This window comes from Methyloversatilis sp., from assembly GCF_965284615.1.
Classification (GTDB): Bacteria; Pseudomonadota; Gammaproteobacteria; order Burkholderiales; family Rhodocyclaceae; genus Methyloversatilis.
Genome location: NZ_OZ260098.1, coordinates 1,550,414 through 1,565,070, shown reverse-complemented (window position 1 = coordinate 1,565,070; position 14,657 = coordinate 1,550,414). Strand labels below are relative to the sequence as shown.

The window sequence follows — 14,657 nt, the reverse complement described above, 5'->3', positions numbered from 1 at the left end:
CGCGTGCAATCGGCGTTCCCGCGGCGCAGCCCCCCCGCCGGCCACCCCGGCATGTCGATTGCTGAAGCTGGGCGACTCCACTCCATCGTCAGCCGTGAACGCCGAGCGCCCCTTCCTCACCACCCCGCCGCGCCCGCACGACGACGTGCTGCCGGACAAGGTCCCGCCGACGCCGGTCGGCCAGGACAGCGTCTGCGTGCCCGGTCGCAACTGTTTCGCACGTGGCCGCGCCGACCGTCTGGCGCTGCTGATAGACGGCGAAGCCTATTTCCGCACCTTCATGCAGGCGGCCGAACGGGCGCAGCGTTCGATCACTCTGCTCGCCTGGGACTTCGACAGCCGCACCCGGCTGCATTTCGACCCGCCGGTGCCGGGCGCACCGCCAGCGCGGCTGGGCGAGTTCCTGAACTGGCTGGCGCGACGGCGTCACCGCCTGATGGTGCGCATCCTCGACTGGGACTATCCGATGGTGTTCGGCACCGACCGCGAACTGCCGCCCCGTCTCGGGCTCGGCTGGAAGCCGCACCGGCGCGTGCACTTCTGCTACGACAACACGCATCCGCTCAGCGCCTCGCACCACCAGAAGATCGTCGTCATCGACGACGCGCTCGCCTTCGTCGGCGGCTTCGATCTGACCGTCCGCCGCTGGGACACACCCGCCCACCGTCCGGACGACAGCCGCCGCGAATGCGCCGACAAGGCCTATCCGCCCTTTCACGACCTGATGCTGATGTTCGACGGCGAGGCCGCGCGCGCGATCGGCGACGTGGCACGCGAGCGCTGGCTGGCCGCCACCGGCCACGACATCCCGCAGGCGGGCGACGTCGGCGACCCGTGGCCGGATGAGGTGCGGCCCGAACTGACCGACATCGACGTGGCGCTGGCGCGCACGCTGCCGCCGCAGGCGGACGCGCCGCCGATCAAGGAGGTCGAACAGCTCTTCCTCGACATGATCGCCAGCGCGCGCGAACGCATCTACATCGAAAACCAGTACTTCACGGCGGGCAGTGTCGGCGAGGCGCTGGCGGCGCGGCTGGCCGAGCCGGACGGGCCGGAAGTCATTGTCGTGGTCCGCCTGTTCAGCCACGGCTGGCTGGAGGAACACACGATGCACGTGCTGCGCACGCGCCTGGTCGAGCGCCTCAGCGCCGCCGACCGGCACGGCCGCTTCCGCATCCTCTATCCGCACATCGACGGGCTGGCCGACAAGGTGTGCATAGACCTGCATTCCAAGCTGATGATCGTCAACGACGACATGCTGCGCGTCGGCTCGGCCAATCTGAGCAACCGCTCGATGGGCATGGACAGCGAGTGCGACGCGGTGATCGAGGCGCGCGGCGACGCGCGGGTGCAGGCCTATATCCGCGACGTGCGCCATCGTCTGCTGGCCGAACATCTGGACGTCGAGGTGGCGGCGGTCGTCGCCGCTTTCGAAACGCATGGCGCGCTCGGTCCGGCCATCGAGGCGCTGTCCGGCCGCACGCGCACCTTGCTGCCGCTGAACCGCCAGCCCGACTGGCCAGAGGCCGTGATCGAACTGGCTCGCGTCGGCGACCCGCAACAGCCGATCACGCTCGACCGGCTGGTCGAGGCTTTCAGCCCCGAACTGCAGCTGGGCACGCCGGTAACCCCGGAGGACGATGAGGAGGACGCTACGCCCGCGCAGGCGCCCGCCACCGGGCGGCGTCGCTGGTCGCGCGCCGCCATGGCACGGGTGGCGTTGCCTGGCGCCGTCATGCTGCTGTTGCTCGGTCTGGCGCTGGTGTGGCGCTACACGCCGCTGACCGAGGTCGCCGATGCCGAGCGGGTGACCGGCTGGGCGCGCGCGATGGCCGACAGCAGCTGGGCACCCATGCTCATCCTGCTGGCCTACACGCCGGCCTGTCTGCTCATGTTCCCGCGCCCGCTGATCACGCTCGCGGCGGTGATCGCCTTCGGCCCGGAAAAGGGCTTCGTGTTCGCGCTGTCCGGCATCCTGATCGCCGCCTTCGCGACCTATGCGGTCGGCCTGCTGCTGCCCGAGGCAACGGTGCAGCGCATCGCCGGCCCTCGCCTGCCGCGCATCGCCGAAACGCTGCGCCGGCGCGGCCTGCTCGCCATCACTGCGCTGCGGCTGGTGCCGATCGCCCCGTTCGCCATCGAAGGCGTGGTGGCGGCCGCCATCGGCATACGGCTGGCGCCCTTCCTGCTCGGCACGCTGTTCGGCATGTTGCCGGGAACGCTGGCCACCACCGTCTTCGGCGACCAGCTGGAAGCCGCGCTCGACGACCCGGGCCGCCTCGACTATGGCCTGCTGCTGACGGCGGCGCTCGGCATCGTGCTGCTGTCGCTGTTCGTGCGCCGCTGGCTGGTCAAGGAACACCGCAACGGAGCCGGACAGGCGGCGGAGAGGAGCTGATGGCGACACGCACTCCGGGCCTCGTCAACTGGCGCAATCTGGACAACACCCTCGGGCAGGACTGCCTGCGCATCGCCTCCTACAACATCCACCGTTGCGTCGGCCGCGACGGACGCGCCGACCCTGGGCGCGTCGCCCAGGTCATCCTCGAACTGGGTTGCGATGCGGTCGGCCTGCAGGAGGTAGACAACCTCGCCGACGGCCACCACGAATCGATGCAGCTCGACTATCTGGCACGGGCGACCGGCATGGCGGCCCATGCCGGCCACACCATCGTCCGCCACGAAGGCAGTTTCGGCAACGCGCTGCTGACGCGCCGACCGGTGCTGGCGGTGCAGCGCTACGACCTCAGTTACGGCCGACGCGAGGCGCGCGGTGCGCTGGCCGTCAACCTGCAGGTCGAGGACGAATGCGTGCGCGTCATCGTCACCCACCTCGGGCTGCGCCCGGCCGAACGTCGCTACCAGGTCCGGCGCATGCTGCAGTTGCTGCACGATCTGCCGGCCGACCGGAAGGTGGTCGTACTCGGCGACATCAATGAGTGGCTGCCGCTTGGCCGGCCGCTGCGCTGGCTGCACGGCATGCTCGGTCACTCGCCGGCCGAGCGCTCGTTTCCGTCCGGCCTGCCGGTGTTCGCACTGGATCGCGTGTGGGTGAGGCCGCGCCACACGCTGCTCGCCTTCCAGACTCACCGTTCGCCACTGGCGCGGGTGGCGTCCGATCATCTGCCGGTGAAGGCCATCGTCGCCGCCACCGCACCGCCTGCCAGCGTGCTGCACGAGGGCTGATGCCGCGCGCGCCGCCCGTCCTGCCACATCCGTACGAAGGAGACTGCGATGCCCAAGAGAAACACACCCGAACTGCCGGCCACGCTGCGCCGCTCGCCACCCGAGGCGCAGCGCACCTGGGCGCACACGCTGGCCAGCGCCGAGCGCAGCTACGGCCCGGGCGAGCGCGCCCGCCGCACCGCCTTTGCCTCGCTCAAGCACCGCTTCGAGAAGGTCGGCGACCACTGGGAACCGAAGGATCACGCCGGACCGTCCGACCCGCGCGCCGCGCACGGCAGCGGCGAGAGCTTCGGCGGCGTGGACCTGTACGGGCACACCCGCCAGGAACTGTACGAGCGCGCACGCGAACTGGGCGTGCGCGGCCGCTCGGCGATGACCAAGGTCGAACTGGCGCGCGCCATCGCGACGCGCCAGCGCTGACGCCGGAACGTCGCGTCAGATCTGCAGCATCGGCGAGCCGTCGGGCTGGCGCGCACCGCGTCGTTCGAGCACCTCCTGGCATTCGACGCAGCGCACCGCCGCCGGCTGCAGGCGCAGGCGCGCGAACGGAATCGGCAGCTCGCAATCGACGCAGACACCGGCCAGCCCGGCGTCGATGCGCTCGCGCGCGAACTCGATGTCGCGCAGCGCGCGCACGTCGCGCAACACCGCCACGCTGTCGTTCTCGCGCAGCTGCCCGGCCTCGGCCACGTCGGCCGCGTCGCCGGCCGGCGCTTCGAGACCGGGCGGGCTGGTATCGCGCAGGTTGGCGACGTGCGCGTGGACGTCCGACTTCAACGCGCGTTCGCCCTCGTCGAGCATTTCTGCGAGAGCGGCCACCTGTTCCGGTCTCAATGGGGTCATGTTCGCGTCCTCGTGAAAATTGAAGGGGTGACCCGTCCGGGCCGCGAAGCGCGCAGCAAGCGCGATGCCTTCGCCGGAACCGGGCGCCGTCGCGCGCCTGGCGGAGCTTCTTGCAAGCGGCCTGCACATTTTTCAACGCCGGGCGGGGGCGGCAGCGCGCCGCGGCGGGCACCGCCGTTGCTGGGAAGGTCGTCCCCGACACTGCCGAAGGATCGCGGATGAACCGCCTGCCGTACGAAACACTTCCGCCGACCTCCCTGCTGGCCTCGCGTCGGCAGGCACAGCAGCACCACCGCATCCTTATCGTCGGCGGCGGTGCCGGCGGGCTGGAACTGGCGGCGCGTCTCGGGCGCACGGCAGGACGTCACGGCGAAGCGGAAATCGTGCTGGTGGACGCGGCGGCAACCCATCTGTGGAAGCCGCTGCTGCACGAGATCGCGGCCGGTACCCGCTACCGCCAGCAGCACGAACTGGACTACCGGCAGCAGGCGCGACTGCACGGCTTCCGGTTTCACCAGGGACGCCTGCAGTCGGTCGAGCGCGGCCCGCATCGCATCTGGCTGGCCGCGCTGTGCGACGACGAGGGCATGGAAATTGCGCCGCGCCGGTCAGTCGCCTATGACACGCTGGTGCTGGCCGTAGGCGGCATCGACAACGACTTCGGCACGCCCGGCGCGCGGCGGCACGCGCTGTCACTGAACAGCCCGGACGACGCGGAACACTTCCACCGCCGCCTGATGGCGCTGTGCGCGCGCGCCGACCTCGGCACCGGCCGGCCGGTGCAGGTGGCCATCGTCGGTGGCGGCGCCACCGGCGTCGAACTGGCGGCCGAACTGTGCACCGCGGCCCCGGACATCGCCGCCTACGGTCTGCGCCTGCAGAAGCTGGCCCAGCCGCTGCAGCTGACGTTGGTCGAAGCCGGGCCGCGCCTGCTCGCGGCCTTGCCGGAGGGGGTGGCCGAGCGGGCGCGGCAGGATCTGGAACATCGCGGCGTCACGCTGCGCCTCGGTCAGCAGGTGGCCGAGGTGCGCCGCGACGCCTTGCTGCTGCGCGATGGCTCGCGGATCGACGCCGACCTGGTGGTCTGGGCTGCCGGCGTGCAGGGCGCCGAGGTGCTGGCGCAGACCGATGGACTGGACCTCACGCCGCAGCGGCAGCTGAAGGTCGGACCGACCTTGCAGACCCTGCGCGACGAAGACGTGTTTGCGCTGGGGGACTGCGCCAGCTGCCGCCCCGATCCGGACGCGCCGCCGGTGCCGCCGAAAGCGCAGGTGGCACACCAGCAGGCGGCGCTGCTCGCCGAGTCGCTGCAGCGACGGCTGCGCGGCGAGTCGCTGCCCGACTTTCATTACCGCGAACGCGGCAATCTGGTGACGCTCGGACGCGATCACGCGGTGGGCGCGCTGAACGCCGGCGGCGGCAGCACGATACTCGGCGGCGCCGCTGCCCGCTTCGGCTACTGGCTGCTGCATCGCCGCCACCTCGCCGTTCTGCTCGGACCGCTGCGCACGGCGGCGCTCACCCTCGGCGAGTGCTTGAGCCGACGCGCCCGACCGCGGGTCAAGCTGCACTGATGCGGCAAACGGGGGCACACCGCTTGCTGACCCTCGTTCACCTGACTCGACGGGAGTGTCCAATGCCTGCCACGCGATCCGGTCCTTGCACGCTTTTCCTTCTGTGCGCTGCGATGACGTTCGGCGACACGCCGCAGACCGCGCTGCCGCAGTCCACCATCCCCGGCGACGCAGCCGCTGCGCGCAGCATGCCCTGCCTGCGCGAAGGCGCGGTCGGCGCCACCGCGAGCGCCATCATCAGTGCCGACGCTGTGTCGCCGACGGTCGCCGGCGGCGGTGTTGACGAAGCACGCTCCCGCGAGGCGCTGGCGCACGCGCCGCAGTCGGTTCATGCATTGCGGATGATCGGCGTCTGCAGCGAGCTGCGGCCTGCCATGCCGGTCGGTGCCGACCGTCGTATCCGGACCGAACGCGCACGGCGGCTGAGCGCATGAGGGCGAAGCGGCTGCCGGGGCGGCGCCAGCTACCGTGCCGCGCAGCGGACCTCGCGGAGCGGCACGCGCCGGACCCGCTCCTGAAACGACCGGTGCTGCTGGGCGTCGCGCTGATCGCCGCGGCGCTGTTGATCGAGAACCTCGCGAACGTGCTGCTGCTCATCTTTGCCGGTGTGCTGTCCGGCATCTTCCTGCATGGTCTGTCGGCGCTGCTCGGTCGGCACAGCGGGCTGCCCTACCCGCTTGCGCTGACCGTGGTACTGCTGTCGATACTGACGCTGCTCGGCCTCGGTTTCGCTCTGCTCGGCGCTGAGGCGGCGACCCAGATCGATCAGCTCGGACCGCGGCTGCAGGAGGCGTGGGAACAAACGCGCGCCCGCTTCAAGCTCTATGACTGGAGTCGCGTGCTGCTGTCCGAGAAGAACCTGCGCACGCTGGTACCCGATCGCGAACTGTGGCTGCCCGGTCTGCGCGGACTGTTCTCGAACACGATAGGCATCGTCGCCGGCTTCTTCGTCGTGCTGTTCATGGGCCTCTACGGCGCGGCCACGCCGCAGGTGTACCGCCGCGGCCTGCTGCACCTGCTGCCGGCCGCACGCCGGCGCCAGGCCGCCGAGCGCATCGACCTGCTGGTCGATGCGCTGCGCAGCTGGCTGCTGGGCACCTTCCTGAAGATGTCGCTGGTCGGCGTGACGGTGAGCATCGGCCTGTGGCTGCTCGACATGCCGCTGGCGCTGGCGCTCGGTCTGATCGCCTTCGCACTCGACTTCGTCCCCTATATCGGCCCTGCTCTGGCGGCCTGCCCGGCGCTGATCGTCGCGCTCGCGGTCAGCCCGTCCACCGCGCTGTCTGTGGCACTGCTCTATGTCGCGGTGCAGGCGGCGGAGAACTACCTGCTGTCGCCGCTGATCGACTTCCGCAGCGTGCATCTGCCGCCGGTGGCGACCATCTCGGCGCAACTGGTGTTCGGCGCGCTGTTCGGCGCACTCGGTGTGCTGTTCGCCACGCCGCTGGCCGCCTCCCTGCTCGTCATCGTGCGTGGCAGCGAAGCCCCCGCCGGGGCCGGCAGATGAGCGGAGCGCGTGTCGGCCGCCGCTACCGACGCGCGGCGCTGCTGGTCGCGGCCCTGGGGTCGCTGCTTGCCCTTTACGCCGCACTGCTCGCACTGTGGCTGCCGGCGCAGGTCGAGCGCCGCCTGCCTGAAGTGCTGCAGCAACACGGCATGGCGCTGCGCATCGGCCAGCTGTCCATCCACCCTTTCCGTCTCACGCTCGAAGCACGCGATGCTGCGCTGTCGTCGGCCGCAGCCGGCATCACCGCCGACATCGGCCGGGTCCGCGCCGAACTCGCCTGGCACAGCCTGTTCGCGCGGCGCTGGCAGATATCGCAACTGACTCTGGATGACGTTGACATCCGCGTCGAACGGGCGCCGGCTGCCGCCCCGGGGAACACGGCGACGAAGGCGCGGAACGCAGGCGTGACCCCGCGTCTGCCACCGGTGGACATCGCACGCGCGACGCTGACGCTCCGCTCGCTCAGCGTGCGCGCCGGCCCGCTCACCGAAACGCTGGTGCTGCGCGACGCGCGTGCGGAACTGGCGGACCTGTCCACAACGGTCGGCGCCGCACCGGCGCGCTTCCGCGTGCACGCGCCGCTGCCCGACGACGGTCTGCTCGAACTCGACGGCGAGTTCGGACTGGCGGCGCTGGCCAGCCAGGGCAGGATGCGGCTGAGCAGCGCGCACGCGGGCTTCTGGTGGCAACGACTGTTGCCCGCCTCGTCGGCGCGCGTCACCGGCGGGCTGCTCGACGCGCGCGCCCACTACAGCATCGACTTCAGCGCCCCGCTGCGCCAGACGCTGGTGTTCGAAGCGCTGCAGATGGAGGCGCGCGCGTTCGAACTGATGCCGGTCGATGGCGGCGCGCCGCTACTCGCCGTCGAGCGCCTGTCGGTCGCCGGCGGACGATACCTTGCGGGCGCTCGTCGCCTGCACCTTGACGGCGTGCGGCTGCAGTCCGGACAGCTCAACGTCCTCCGCGACGCCGCCGGGCGGCTCAACTGGAGCGGGCTGGCCGGCCCCACGAGGGCGGCGGACGCGCCATCGTGGCGCATCGAACTGGCTGACACGTCGGCCGAACGGCTGGCGCTGCGCTACGAGGACCTCAGACTGCCGCTGCGCGTCGGTGCCGATCACCTGACTGGCCAGCTGCAACTGAACATCGCCACCTCGCCGGCCGCGATATCGGCCAGCGCGATCGATGCGGTGCTCGCCGGCGCCCGCCTGCAGGCGGCCGACGCCGCGCCCGTCGGCGCGTCGGCGCTGGCACTTCAGGGCGCCCACCTCGACAGTGCGGCGCGCCGCCTGTCCGCTCGCCGCGTCAACATCGACGGCCTGCTGCTGCAGGTCGAGCTCGACGCCCACGGACGGCCTGTTCTGGTGCCGTCTCCCGGCACCGGCGGCGGCCGGTCGCCCGCCACCGGCCGCCGCGCCGGCTGGGACTACCGCATCGACGAACTGGCGCTGAACGCACTGACGCTGCAGCTGGCCGAAGCGCAGCGCAAGACGACGCTGATCACGCTGAAGGGCCAGGCAACGGTAAGCGGTCTGGCGCGCGGCGCCGACACACCGGTGTCCTACAGCGCCGACCTGCGTGCCGGCGAAGGCCGGCTGCGCGTTGACGGCAAGGCACGGCAGGACGGCAGCGGCGCCAGCGCGCGACTGCGCATTGATGCGCTGCCGCTGGACAGCATGACGCCGCTGCTGCGCGGCATCTCTCCGCTCGACCTGTCGGCACGGCGACTCGACGCCGACCTGCGACTGCGGCACGGCGGCCGACCGGCGCTGCGCGTTGACGGCCAGGCGGCCCTCGCCGGTCTGCACCTGAAGGATCCGGACAGCGGCGAAACCCTGCTGAAGGCGGCCGGCGTGCGGACTCAAGGTCGCCTGGAGCGGCAGCCGAGCGCCATCCACCTCACCCGTCTCACGCTCGAAGACGCGCAGGGACGGATCGCCATCGACGAATCGCGCCAGCTCAACCTGAGCCAGGTGCGCCTGACCAAGACATCCGCTCGTGGTGGGCCGTCGGGCGCATCGCCGGCGCGGCTGCCGGTGCGCATCGAGCGCCTCGACATCGTTCGCGGCACGCTCGACTTTTCCGACGACAGCCTGGTGCTGCCCTTCTCCGCCCGCGTGACCGACGTGAATGCGCGCCTGCTCGGCGTCAACAACCGGCCCGACGGCGAGGCCACGGTCGAGGCGCACGGCCGCATCCAGCCGAACGGCGAAGCCCGCGCGCAAGGGCGCGTGCGACCTGCGGCGCTGGCCGACATGACCGACCTGCACGTGCGCTTCGACAACATCGACATGCCGCTGCTGTCGCCCTATAGCGCCACTTTCGCCGGCCGCAAGATCGCCTCCGGCAAGCTCTGGCTCGATCTTCGTTACCGCATCCGCGATCGCGAACTGGACGGACTGAACGTCGTGACGCTGCAGGACGTGACGCTGGGCGACCGCGTGCGCGCCGGCGGACTCAAGGACAGCGGCCTCGAACTGGCACTGGCGCTGCTGAAGGACCGCGACGGCCAGGCGCGGGTCGAGGTGCCGGTGCGCGGCAAGGTCAACGACGCGCACTTCCTTTACCGGGGCGTTGTAGCGGACGCCATCGACAACACGGTCAAACGCATCGTCGGCGCGCCCTTCCGCCTGCTCGGCCGCTTGCTCGGCGGCGAGGACGAACTGTCTGGCGCGATCGATTTCGACCCCGGCAGCAGCCGTCTGACGGCCGGCGAGCGGGAAAAGCTCGACCGCCTGGCCGACGCGCTGGCGCAGCGGCCAGGCGTCGGCGTGCGCCTGCGCCCTGCCTATGACGAAGAGCTCGACGGACAGGTCCTGCGCGAAGCCGCGCTGCGCAGCGAAGTGGCGCAGCTCGCCGGCGTAGCGGACGACGGCGGGCTGCTCGACTTCGGCGACCCGGCGGTGCAGGAGGCGGTGGCCCGCCTGCACGCCGCGCGCATGCCTCACGCCACGCCCGCAGACCATGGCGACGGTGCCGCTGCGCGGTACCGCGCGCTGTTCGTGCACCTGGCCGACCAGCGGCAGGCGCCGCCCGACGCGGTCGCCGCACTGGCGCAGCAGCGCGCCGACGCAGTGCGCCAGCAACTGGACCTCCGCGGACTGGACGCCGCGCGCGTTGACATCGCCGCGCCGGTCGAGGCGCGCGACGCACGCACCCGCGTGGACGTCGAACTGCAGGGTATCGACGCACCGCCGGCGCCCTGACCGGCGTTCATCCGCGCAGCGGCGCCTGCCGCATCGCGAACCAGCGCAGCGCTATCCAGGCGCCGGCCGCGAGATAGAACAGTCCGCCCGGCCCCCACATCAGCAGTCCGGCCAGCTGCTGGTCTTCGGTACTGCCTCGTCCGTACAGCGGAAAGGGGGCCAGCGTGAGCAGCGCCCCCAGCAATCCGGTGTGCATCAGCGTTACCGCCACGGCGACGAGTGCCGCGCCGCGCGCCGGCGGGTAGGCGTGCAGCGTCGCCGCCCAGAACAGCGCTGCGGTGACCAGAAAGCTCGCGTGCTCGAACAGGTGCCACCACGGATCGGCCAGCGCCAGCCGGTACGGCCCGGGCGCGTGCCAGAACCATAGGGTGACACCGTGCACCACTGCCCAGGCCGCCGGCGCGTGACCGGTGCGCGCGAGCAGCCGCCACAGGCCGGTGGCGCGGCCAAACGCCAGCGCGCGGAACTGCGGCAGCGGGTTGGCCAGCACCCACAGCGGCGCCGCGACCAGCATGAAGCACATGTGCTGCGTCATGTGCAGCGCCGCGCTGTCGGCGGCGAGCCGATCGAGCGGACCAAAGGCGGTCAGCAGCACGGTGAGCTGCCCGGCGTGAAAGCAGGCGGCGGCGCGCGGCGACGCACGCCGCCGTCGCACACCGGCCAGATAGGCGAGCCAGATGGCCGCCAGCACCAGCGCGCCGACCGCTTCGGTCGCCGCGCCGGCCGCGCCGCGGGCGGCCTCGGCATGCGCCAGTGCTGCTGGCGACCACATCGCCGCGAGCCGTGCCGAGGTCAGGCAGCGCACGGCGTCACTCCGAACAGCGGTGCGGCGATCACCAGCATGGTGACGGCCGCCACCCCATGCAGCCCACCGGCCAGCCCCGCCGTGAAGCGCAACGCCGGCGCAAGCGCCGCGTCGCGCGCGCGCCGGTGACACAGCGCGGCCAGCGCGGCTGAAGCCAGAATTGCGCACGCGGTCAGCCCAAGCAGCGTCAGGCGCACACCGCCCTCCTCGACCTGACGCTCGCACAGAAGGCCATGCAAGGCATACAGCGCGACGAACCAACCGCCCCAGAGCAAGGGCCCGAGCGCCACCTGATATGCCGCGCGGCCGACCATCACGCGCCGCCCCAGGCTTGCGGAAACGGCACCAGCGCCACCCAGGCCAAACACAATGCAAGCGCGTTGTAGCCGCACAGCAGTCCGGCGACGCGCGGCTCGTAGGGCGCATGCACGCCGATCCGCCCGCAGCGCACCCGTGCCACCTGCAGCGCGAGCACGACGGTCGCCAGCAGCAGGTGGACCAGATTGCAGCCGAGCACCACCGCCGCCGCCGCGTCGCGCGCATCGACGGTGGGCGCCAGTCCGGCCTGGCTCCAGCCGACGGTCAGCGCGACAGCCGCCAGCAGGCACAGCAGCGCCGACGCCAGCACACCGGCGAACAGATGCCTGCCTTCGCCCCGCCGCAGGCGACGCGCCGACCCGCGCAGCGCAAGCGCAGCAAAGGTCGCGCTCGCCGCGGCGGCCAGCAGCAGCAGCGAGGCCGGCGAGCCGCTCGCCCACAGGCCGCTGTTGCGGCACAACAGCGCGACCGCCGACGGCGGCACCACCCACAGGTAGAACCAGCCGAACAGCAGCGACATGTAGAGCGCGCCGTCGGCGACCAGCGTCAGCCCCATGCCTCGCAGCCCCGGACCCTCGGCGGCCACCGGATGCAGGGGGAGCCGGGCCGGCACGGCGTCGTCCGGCAAGGGGGGCACGCCGTTCTGCCAGGACCAGCGGAACAGCAGGCAGAGCGCGGCCACCGTCGCGATAGCGGCAGCGACATAGGCCTTCGTCAGCAGCGCGATGCAGACGACAGCGATGACGGCGGCGGCGGCGAACGGCAACCAGGTGTTGCCGGGCAGCACGATGACGCTGCGCGCCTCGCCGCTGACCGGATCGCAGCCCTGCGTTTCGCGCCGCCCGCCCGGCGCGCCGGGCAGCAGTCCGTCGCCGCGCTGCAGGCGGTCCGCCAGATCCGGCTCATCCCACAGTGGATGACGGCTGTTCACTGTCGGCAGGCTGACGAAGTTGTACGCCGACGCCGGCGTCGGCATCGCCCATTCGAGCGTATCCGCACCCCACGGGTCGCGCGGCGCGGGCGGACCGTAGCGCGCGTGCAGCAGCAGGTCGGCGAGCACGCAGACGACGCCGCCAGCCATCACGAAAGCGCCCACCGAAGACAGCAGGTTGGGCAGATCCCACCCGAGGTCGGGCGCATAGGTGTGTACGCGCCGCGGCATGCCCAGCAGGCCGGTCCAGTGCATCACCAGAAAGCCGAGATTGAAACCGGTGAATACCAGCCAGAAGCCCCAGCGGCCGAGCGCGAGCGAGGGCATGCGGCCGGAGAAGTGAGGCAGCCAGTAGTAGAGGCCGGCGATCAACGGAAACAGCATGCCGCCGACCAGCACGTAGTGCAGATGAGCGACCACGAAATGGGTGTCATGCACCTGCAGGTCGAAGGGCACCAGTGCCAGCATGACGCCGGTCAGCCCACCGGCGACGAAGATGAACAGGAAGCCGCCCAGCCACAGCATCGGCACATTGGCCACCGGCCGGCCGCGCCACAACGTGGCCAGCCAGGAGAACACCTGCACCCCGGTGGGCACCGCCACCAGCATGCTGGACGCCGAGAAGAAGGCCTGCGACAGCAGCGGCATGCCGACCGCGAACATGTGATGCACCCACAGCCCGAAGCTGATGAAGCCGGTGCTGATGACGGCGATCACGACGGCGCGGTAGCCGACCGGCGGATGCCGCGCGAACACCGGCACCAGCGTCAACACGATGCCGGCCGCCGGCAGGAAGATGATGTAGACCTCGGGGTGACCGAACAGCCAGAACAGGTGCTGCCACAGCACCGGGTCACCGCCGCGCGTCGGGTCGAAGAAGGGCAGCCCCGCCGCCCGCTCCAGTTCCAGCAGTATCGAGCCGAGGATGAGCGGCGGAAAGCCGGCAATGATCATCAGCGCCATGACCAGGATGTACCAGGCGAACAGCGGCATGCGGTCGAGGCTCATGCCAGGCGCCCGGGCGTACAGGATGGACACCGCCAGCTCGACGCCGGCCGACACCGCCGATATCTCGACGAAGGTGATGCCGATCAGCCACACATCAGTATTTGGCCCGGGACTGTAGTGCGCCCCGGTCAGTGGCGGGTACATGAACCAGCCACCGTCGGGCGCGGCGCCGAGGAAGAGGCTGGAAATCAGGATCAGGCCGCCGAACAGGTAGCACCAGTAGCCGAAGGCGGACAGGCGGGGAAACACGAGGTCGCGTGCGCCCAGCATCTTGGGCAGCAGATAGACCGCCAGCCCTTCCATCACCGGCGTGGCGAACAGGAACATCATGACGCTGCCGTGCAGCGTGAACACCTGCGCGTACACATCGGGCGGCATGAATACGCGGCCGGGCAGCGCCAGCTGGGCGCGTATCAGCATGGCCAGCAGGCCGCCGAACAGGAAGAAGCCCATGCCGGTGTACATGAAGCGCAGGCCGAGTGCGCCGTGACTGACCGTAACCGGTGCCCGCCAGCCGCGTCCGTTCGCCCAGCCCGCTTCGAGTTCCGCGTGCAGGCTTTCAGCCGGAGTCGCGCCGCTCACGGCGCCGGCGCCTTCATCCATGCGGCGAACGCCTGAGGCGACAACACCTGTACGCGCAACCTCATGAATGCATGATCGATGCCGCAGTACTCGGCACACTGACCGAGGTACTCGCCCGGCTCGTCGGCGCGCAGACGCAGCCGGTGGACGCGACCGGGCACCGCGTCCATCTTGCCGCCGAGACGGGGAATCCAGAACGAGTGGATCACGTCGGCACTGGCGAGCCGGATGTTGACCACCTCGCCCGCCGGCAGATAGAGCGTGTTGACCAGCCGATATCCGCTGTCCGGGTAATGCACATCCCACTGCCATTGCCGCGCGGTCACCTCTACCGTCAGCGCCGGTGGGTCGGTGTCGGCGTAGGCCATGCGCTGGCCGGCGGGAATGCCCCAGACAAGCAGCGCCGCGATGCTGGCGCCCGGCAGCAGCACGCCGCCGAACAGCAGCCAGCGCAGGCCCGAAGATTGCTGTCCGGACGGGGAGACCGTCGGCCGACGGCGGCTGGCGCGGAGCCAAAGCCCGCACACCAGCGCCCACACCGGCACCGCGACGAGCAGCATCCACCACCACAACAGGGCCGCTTCGCGCGCCGCCGGTGCCGCCGGGTCGAGGACCGACAGCGGCCCCTCGACCGCTGCGGCGACCGCGGGCACCAGGCCGGCGCAGATCAGCGATTTCCGCCCGAGCACGAGGACGA

The 14,657-nt window shown here is 71.2% G+C and carries 12 protein-coding genes; 7 read left to right on the top strand and 5 right to left on the bottom strand.

The window, feature by feature from the left end; genetic code table 11:
* Positions 1–58: 58 nt before the first annotated feature.
* The 3 genes from ACQ66H_RS07615 to ACQ66H_RS07605 are packed head-to-tail and all read left to right on the top strand — an operon-like array spanning position 59 to position 3,606.
* Positions 59–2,398 (top strand): VTT domain-containing protein, encoded by a 2,340-nt coding sequence (locus tag ACQ66H_RS07615; RefSeq protein ID WP_430433486.1) that lies wholly within the window; start codon positions 59–61, stop codon positions 2,396–2,398.
* Positions 2,398–3,186 carry an endonuclease/exonuclease/phosphatase family protein gene (locus ACQ66H_RS07610; RefSeq protein ID WP_430433485.1) on the top strand — a complete coding sequence of 263 codons (789 nt, stop codon included), beginning with the start codon at positions 2,398–2,400 and terminating at the stop codon, positions 3,184–3,186. Before ACQ66H_RS07615 ends, ACQ66H_RS07610 begins: the two co-directional genes overlap by 1 nt.
* Positions 3,187–3,234: 48 nt before the next feature.
* Entirely contained in the window at positions 3,235–3,606 is a 372-nt protein-coding gene (locus ACQ66H_RS07605) for a ChaB family protein (protein ID WP_430433484.1), read from the top strand.
* A gap of 15 nt (positions 3,607–3,621) precedes the next feature.
* Here the strand turns inward: ACQ66H_RS07605 and ACQ66H_RS07600 are convergent, their stop codons facing one another.
* The gene (locus ACQ66H_RS07600) at positions 3,622–4,029 is read right to left on the bottom strand and encodes a TraR/DksA family transcriptional regulator (RefSeq protein WP_430433483.1); all 408 of its coding nucleotides are present in this window, start codon (positions 4,027–4,029) and stop codon (positions 3,622–3,624) included.
* A gap of 218 nt (positions 4,030–4,247) precedes the next feature.
* Here ACQ66H_RS07600 and ACQ66H_RS07595 point away from each other — a divergent pair, with 218 nt between their 5' ends.
* From ACQ66H_RS07595 to ACQ66H_RS07580, 4 genes are all read left to right on the top strand, one after another.
* Complete coding sequence (locus ACQ66H_RS07595) at positions 4,248–5,603, top strand: NAD(P)/FAD-dependent oxidoreductase (protein WP_430433482.1); 1,356 nt, start codon at positions 4,248–4,250, stop codon at positions 5,601–5,603.
* 113 nt (positions 5,604–5,716) lie between these two features.
* Positions 5,717–6,037 carry a hypothetical protein gene (locus ACQ66H_RS07590; protein ID WP_430433481.1) on the top strand — a complete coding sequence of 107 codons (321 nt, stop codon included), beginning with the start codon at positions 5,717–5,719 and terminating at the stop codon, positions 6,035–6,037.
* A gap of 92 nt (positions 6,038–6,129) precedes the next feature.
* Positions 6,130–7,110 (top strand): AI-2E family transporter, encoded by a 981-nt coding sequence (locus ACQ66H_RS07585; RefSeq protein ID WP_430433480.1) that lies wholly within the window; start codon positions 6,130–6,132, stop codon positions 7,108–7,110.
* A complete protein-coding gene (locus ACQ66H_RS07580; protein WP_430433479.1) occupies positions 7,107–10,316 on the top strand; it encodes a DUF748 domain-containing protein in 3,210 nt (1,069 codons plus the stop codon). Before ACQ66H_RS07585 ends, ACQ66H_RS07580 begins: the two co-directional genes overlap by 4 nt.
* Positions 10,317–10,323: 7 nt before the next feature.
* On the opposite strand, the gene ACQ66H_RS07575 is transcribed toward ACQ66H_RS07580, so the two are convergent.
* From ACQ66H_RS07575 to coxB, 4 genes are read right to left on the bottom strand one after another with little or no spacing between them, the layout of a single operon-like run.
* Entirely contained in the window at positions 10,324–11,121 is a 798-nt protein-coding gene (locus tag ACQ66H_RS07575; protein WP_430433478.1) for a cytochrome c oxidase assembly protein, read from the bottom strand.
* A complete protein-coding gene (locus ACQ66H_RS07570; protein ID WP_430433477.1) occupies positions 11,109–11,438 on the bottom strand; it encodes a hypothetical protein in 330 nt (109 codons plus the stop codon). The genes ACQ66H_RS07575 and ACQ66H_RS07570 overlap by 13 nt, the downstream gene beginning before the upstream one ends.
* A complete protein-coding gene (gene ctaD, locus ACQ66H_RS07565; RefSeq protein WP_430433476.1) occupies positions 11,435–13,981 on the bottom strand; it encodes a cytochrome c oxidase subunit I in 2,547 nt (848 codons plus the stop codon). The genes ACQ66H_RS07570 and ctaD overlap by 4 nt, the downstream gene beginning before the upstream one ends.
* On the bottom strand, positions 13,957–14,649 hold the full coding sequence (gene coxB / locus ACQ66H_RS07560; protein WP_430433474.1) for a cytochrome c oxidase subunit II: 693 nt from the start codon (positions 14,647–14,649) through the stop codon (positions 13,957–13,959). The genes ctaD and coxB overlap by 25 nt, the downstream gene beginning before the upstream one ends.
* Positions 14,650–14,657: the final 8 nt, after the last annotated feature.

Coding starts and splice junctions, on each gene's coding strand:
- ACQ66H_RS07590 (WP_430433481.1), top strand. CDS start 5,717: ATGACGTTCGGCGACACGCCGCAGACCGCGCTGCCGCAGTCCACCATC.
- ACQ66H_RS07595 (WP_430433482.1), top strand. CDS start 4,248: ATGAACCGCCTGCCGTACGAAACACTTCCGCCGACCTCCCTGCTGGCC.
- ctaD (WP_430433476.1), bottom strand. CDS start 13,981: ATGGATGAAGGCGCCGGCGCCGTGAGCGGCGCGACTCCGGCTGAAAGC.
- ACQ66H_RS07580 (WP_430433479.1), top strand. CDS start 7,107: ATGAGCGGAGCGCGTGTCGGCCGCCGCTACCGACGCGCGGCGCTGCTG.
- ACQ66H_RS07610 (WP_430433485.1), top strand. CDS start 2,398: ATGGCGACACGCACTCCGGGCCTCGTCAACTGGCGCAATCTGGACAAC.
- ACQ66H_RS07600 (WP_430433483.1), bottom strand. CDS start 4,029: ATGACCCCATTGAGACCGGAACAGGTGGCCGCTCTCGCAGAAATGCTC.
- ACQ66H_RS07605 (WP_430433484.1), top strand. CDS start 3,235: ATGCCCAAGAGAAACACACCCGAACTGCCGGCCACGCTGCGCCGCTCG.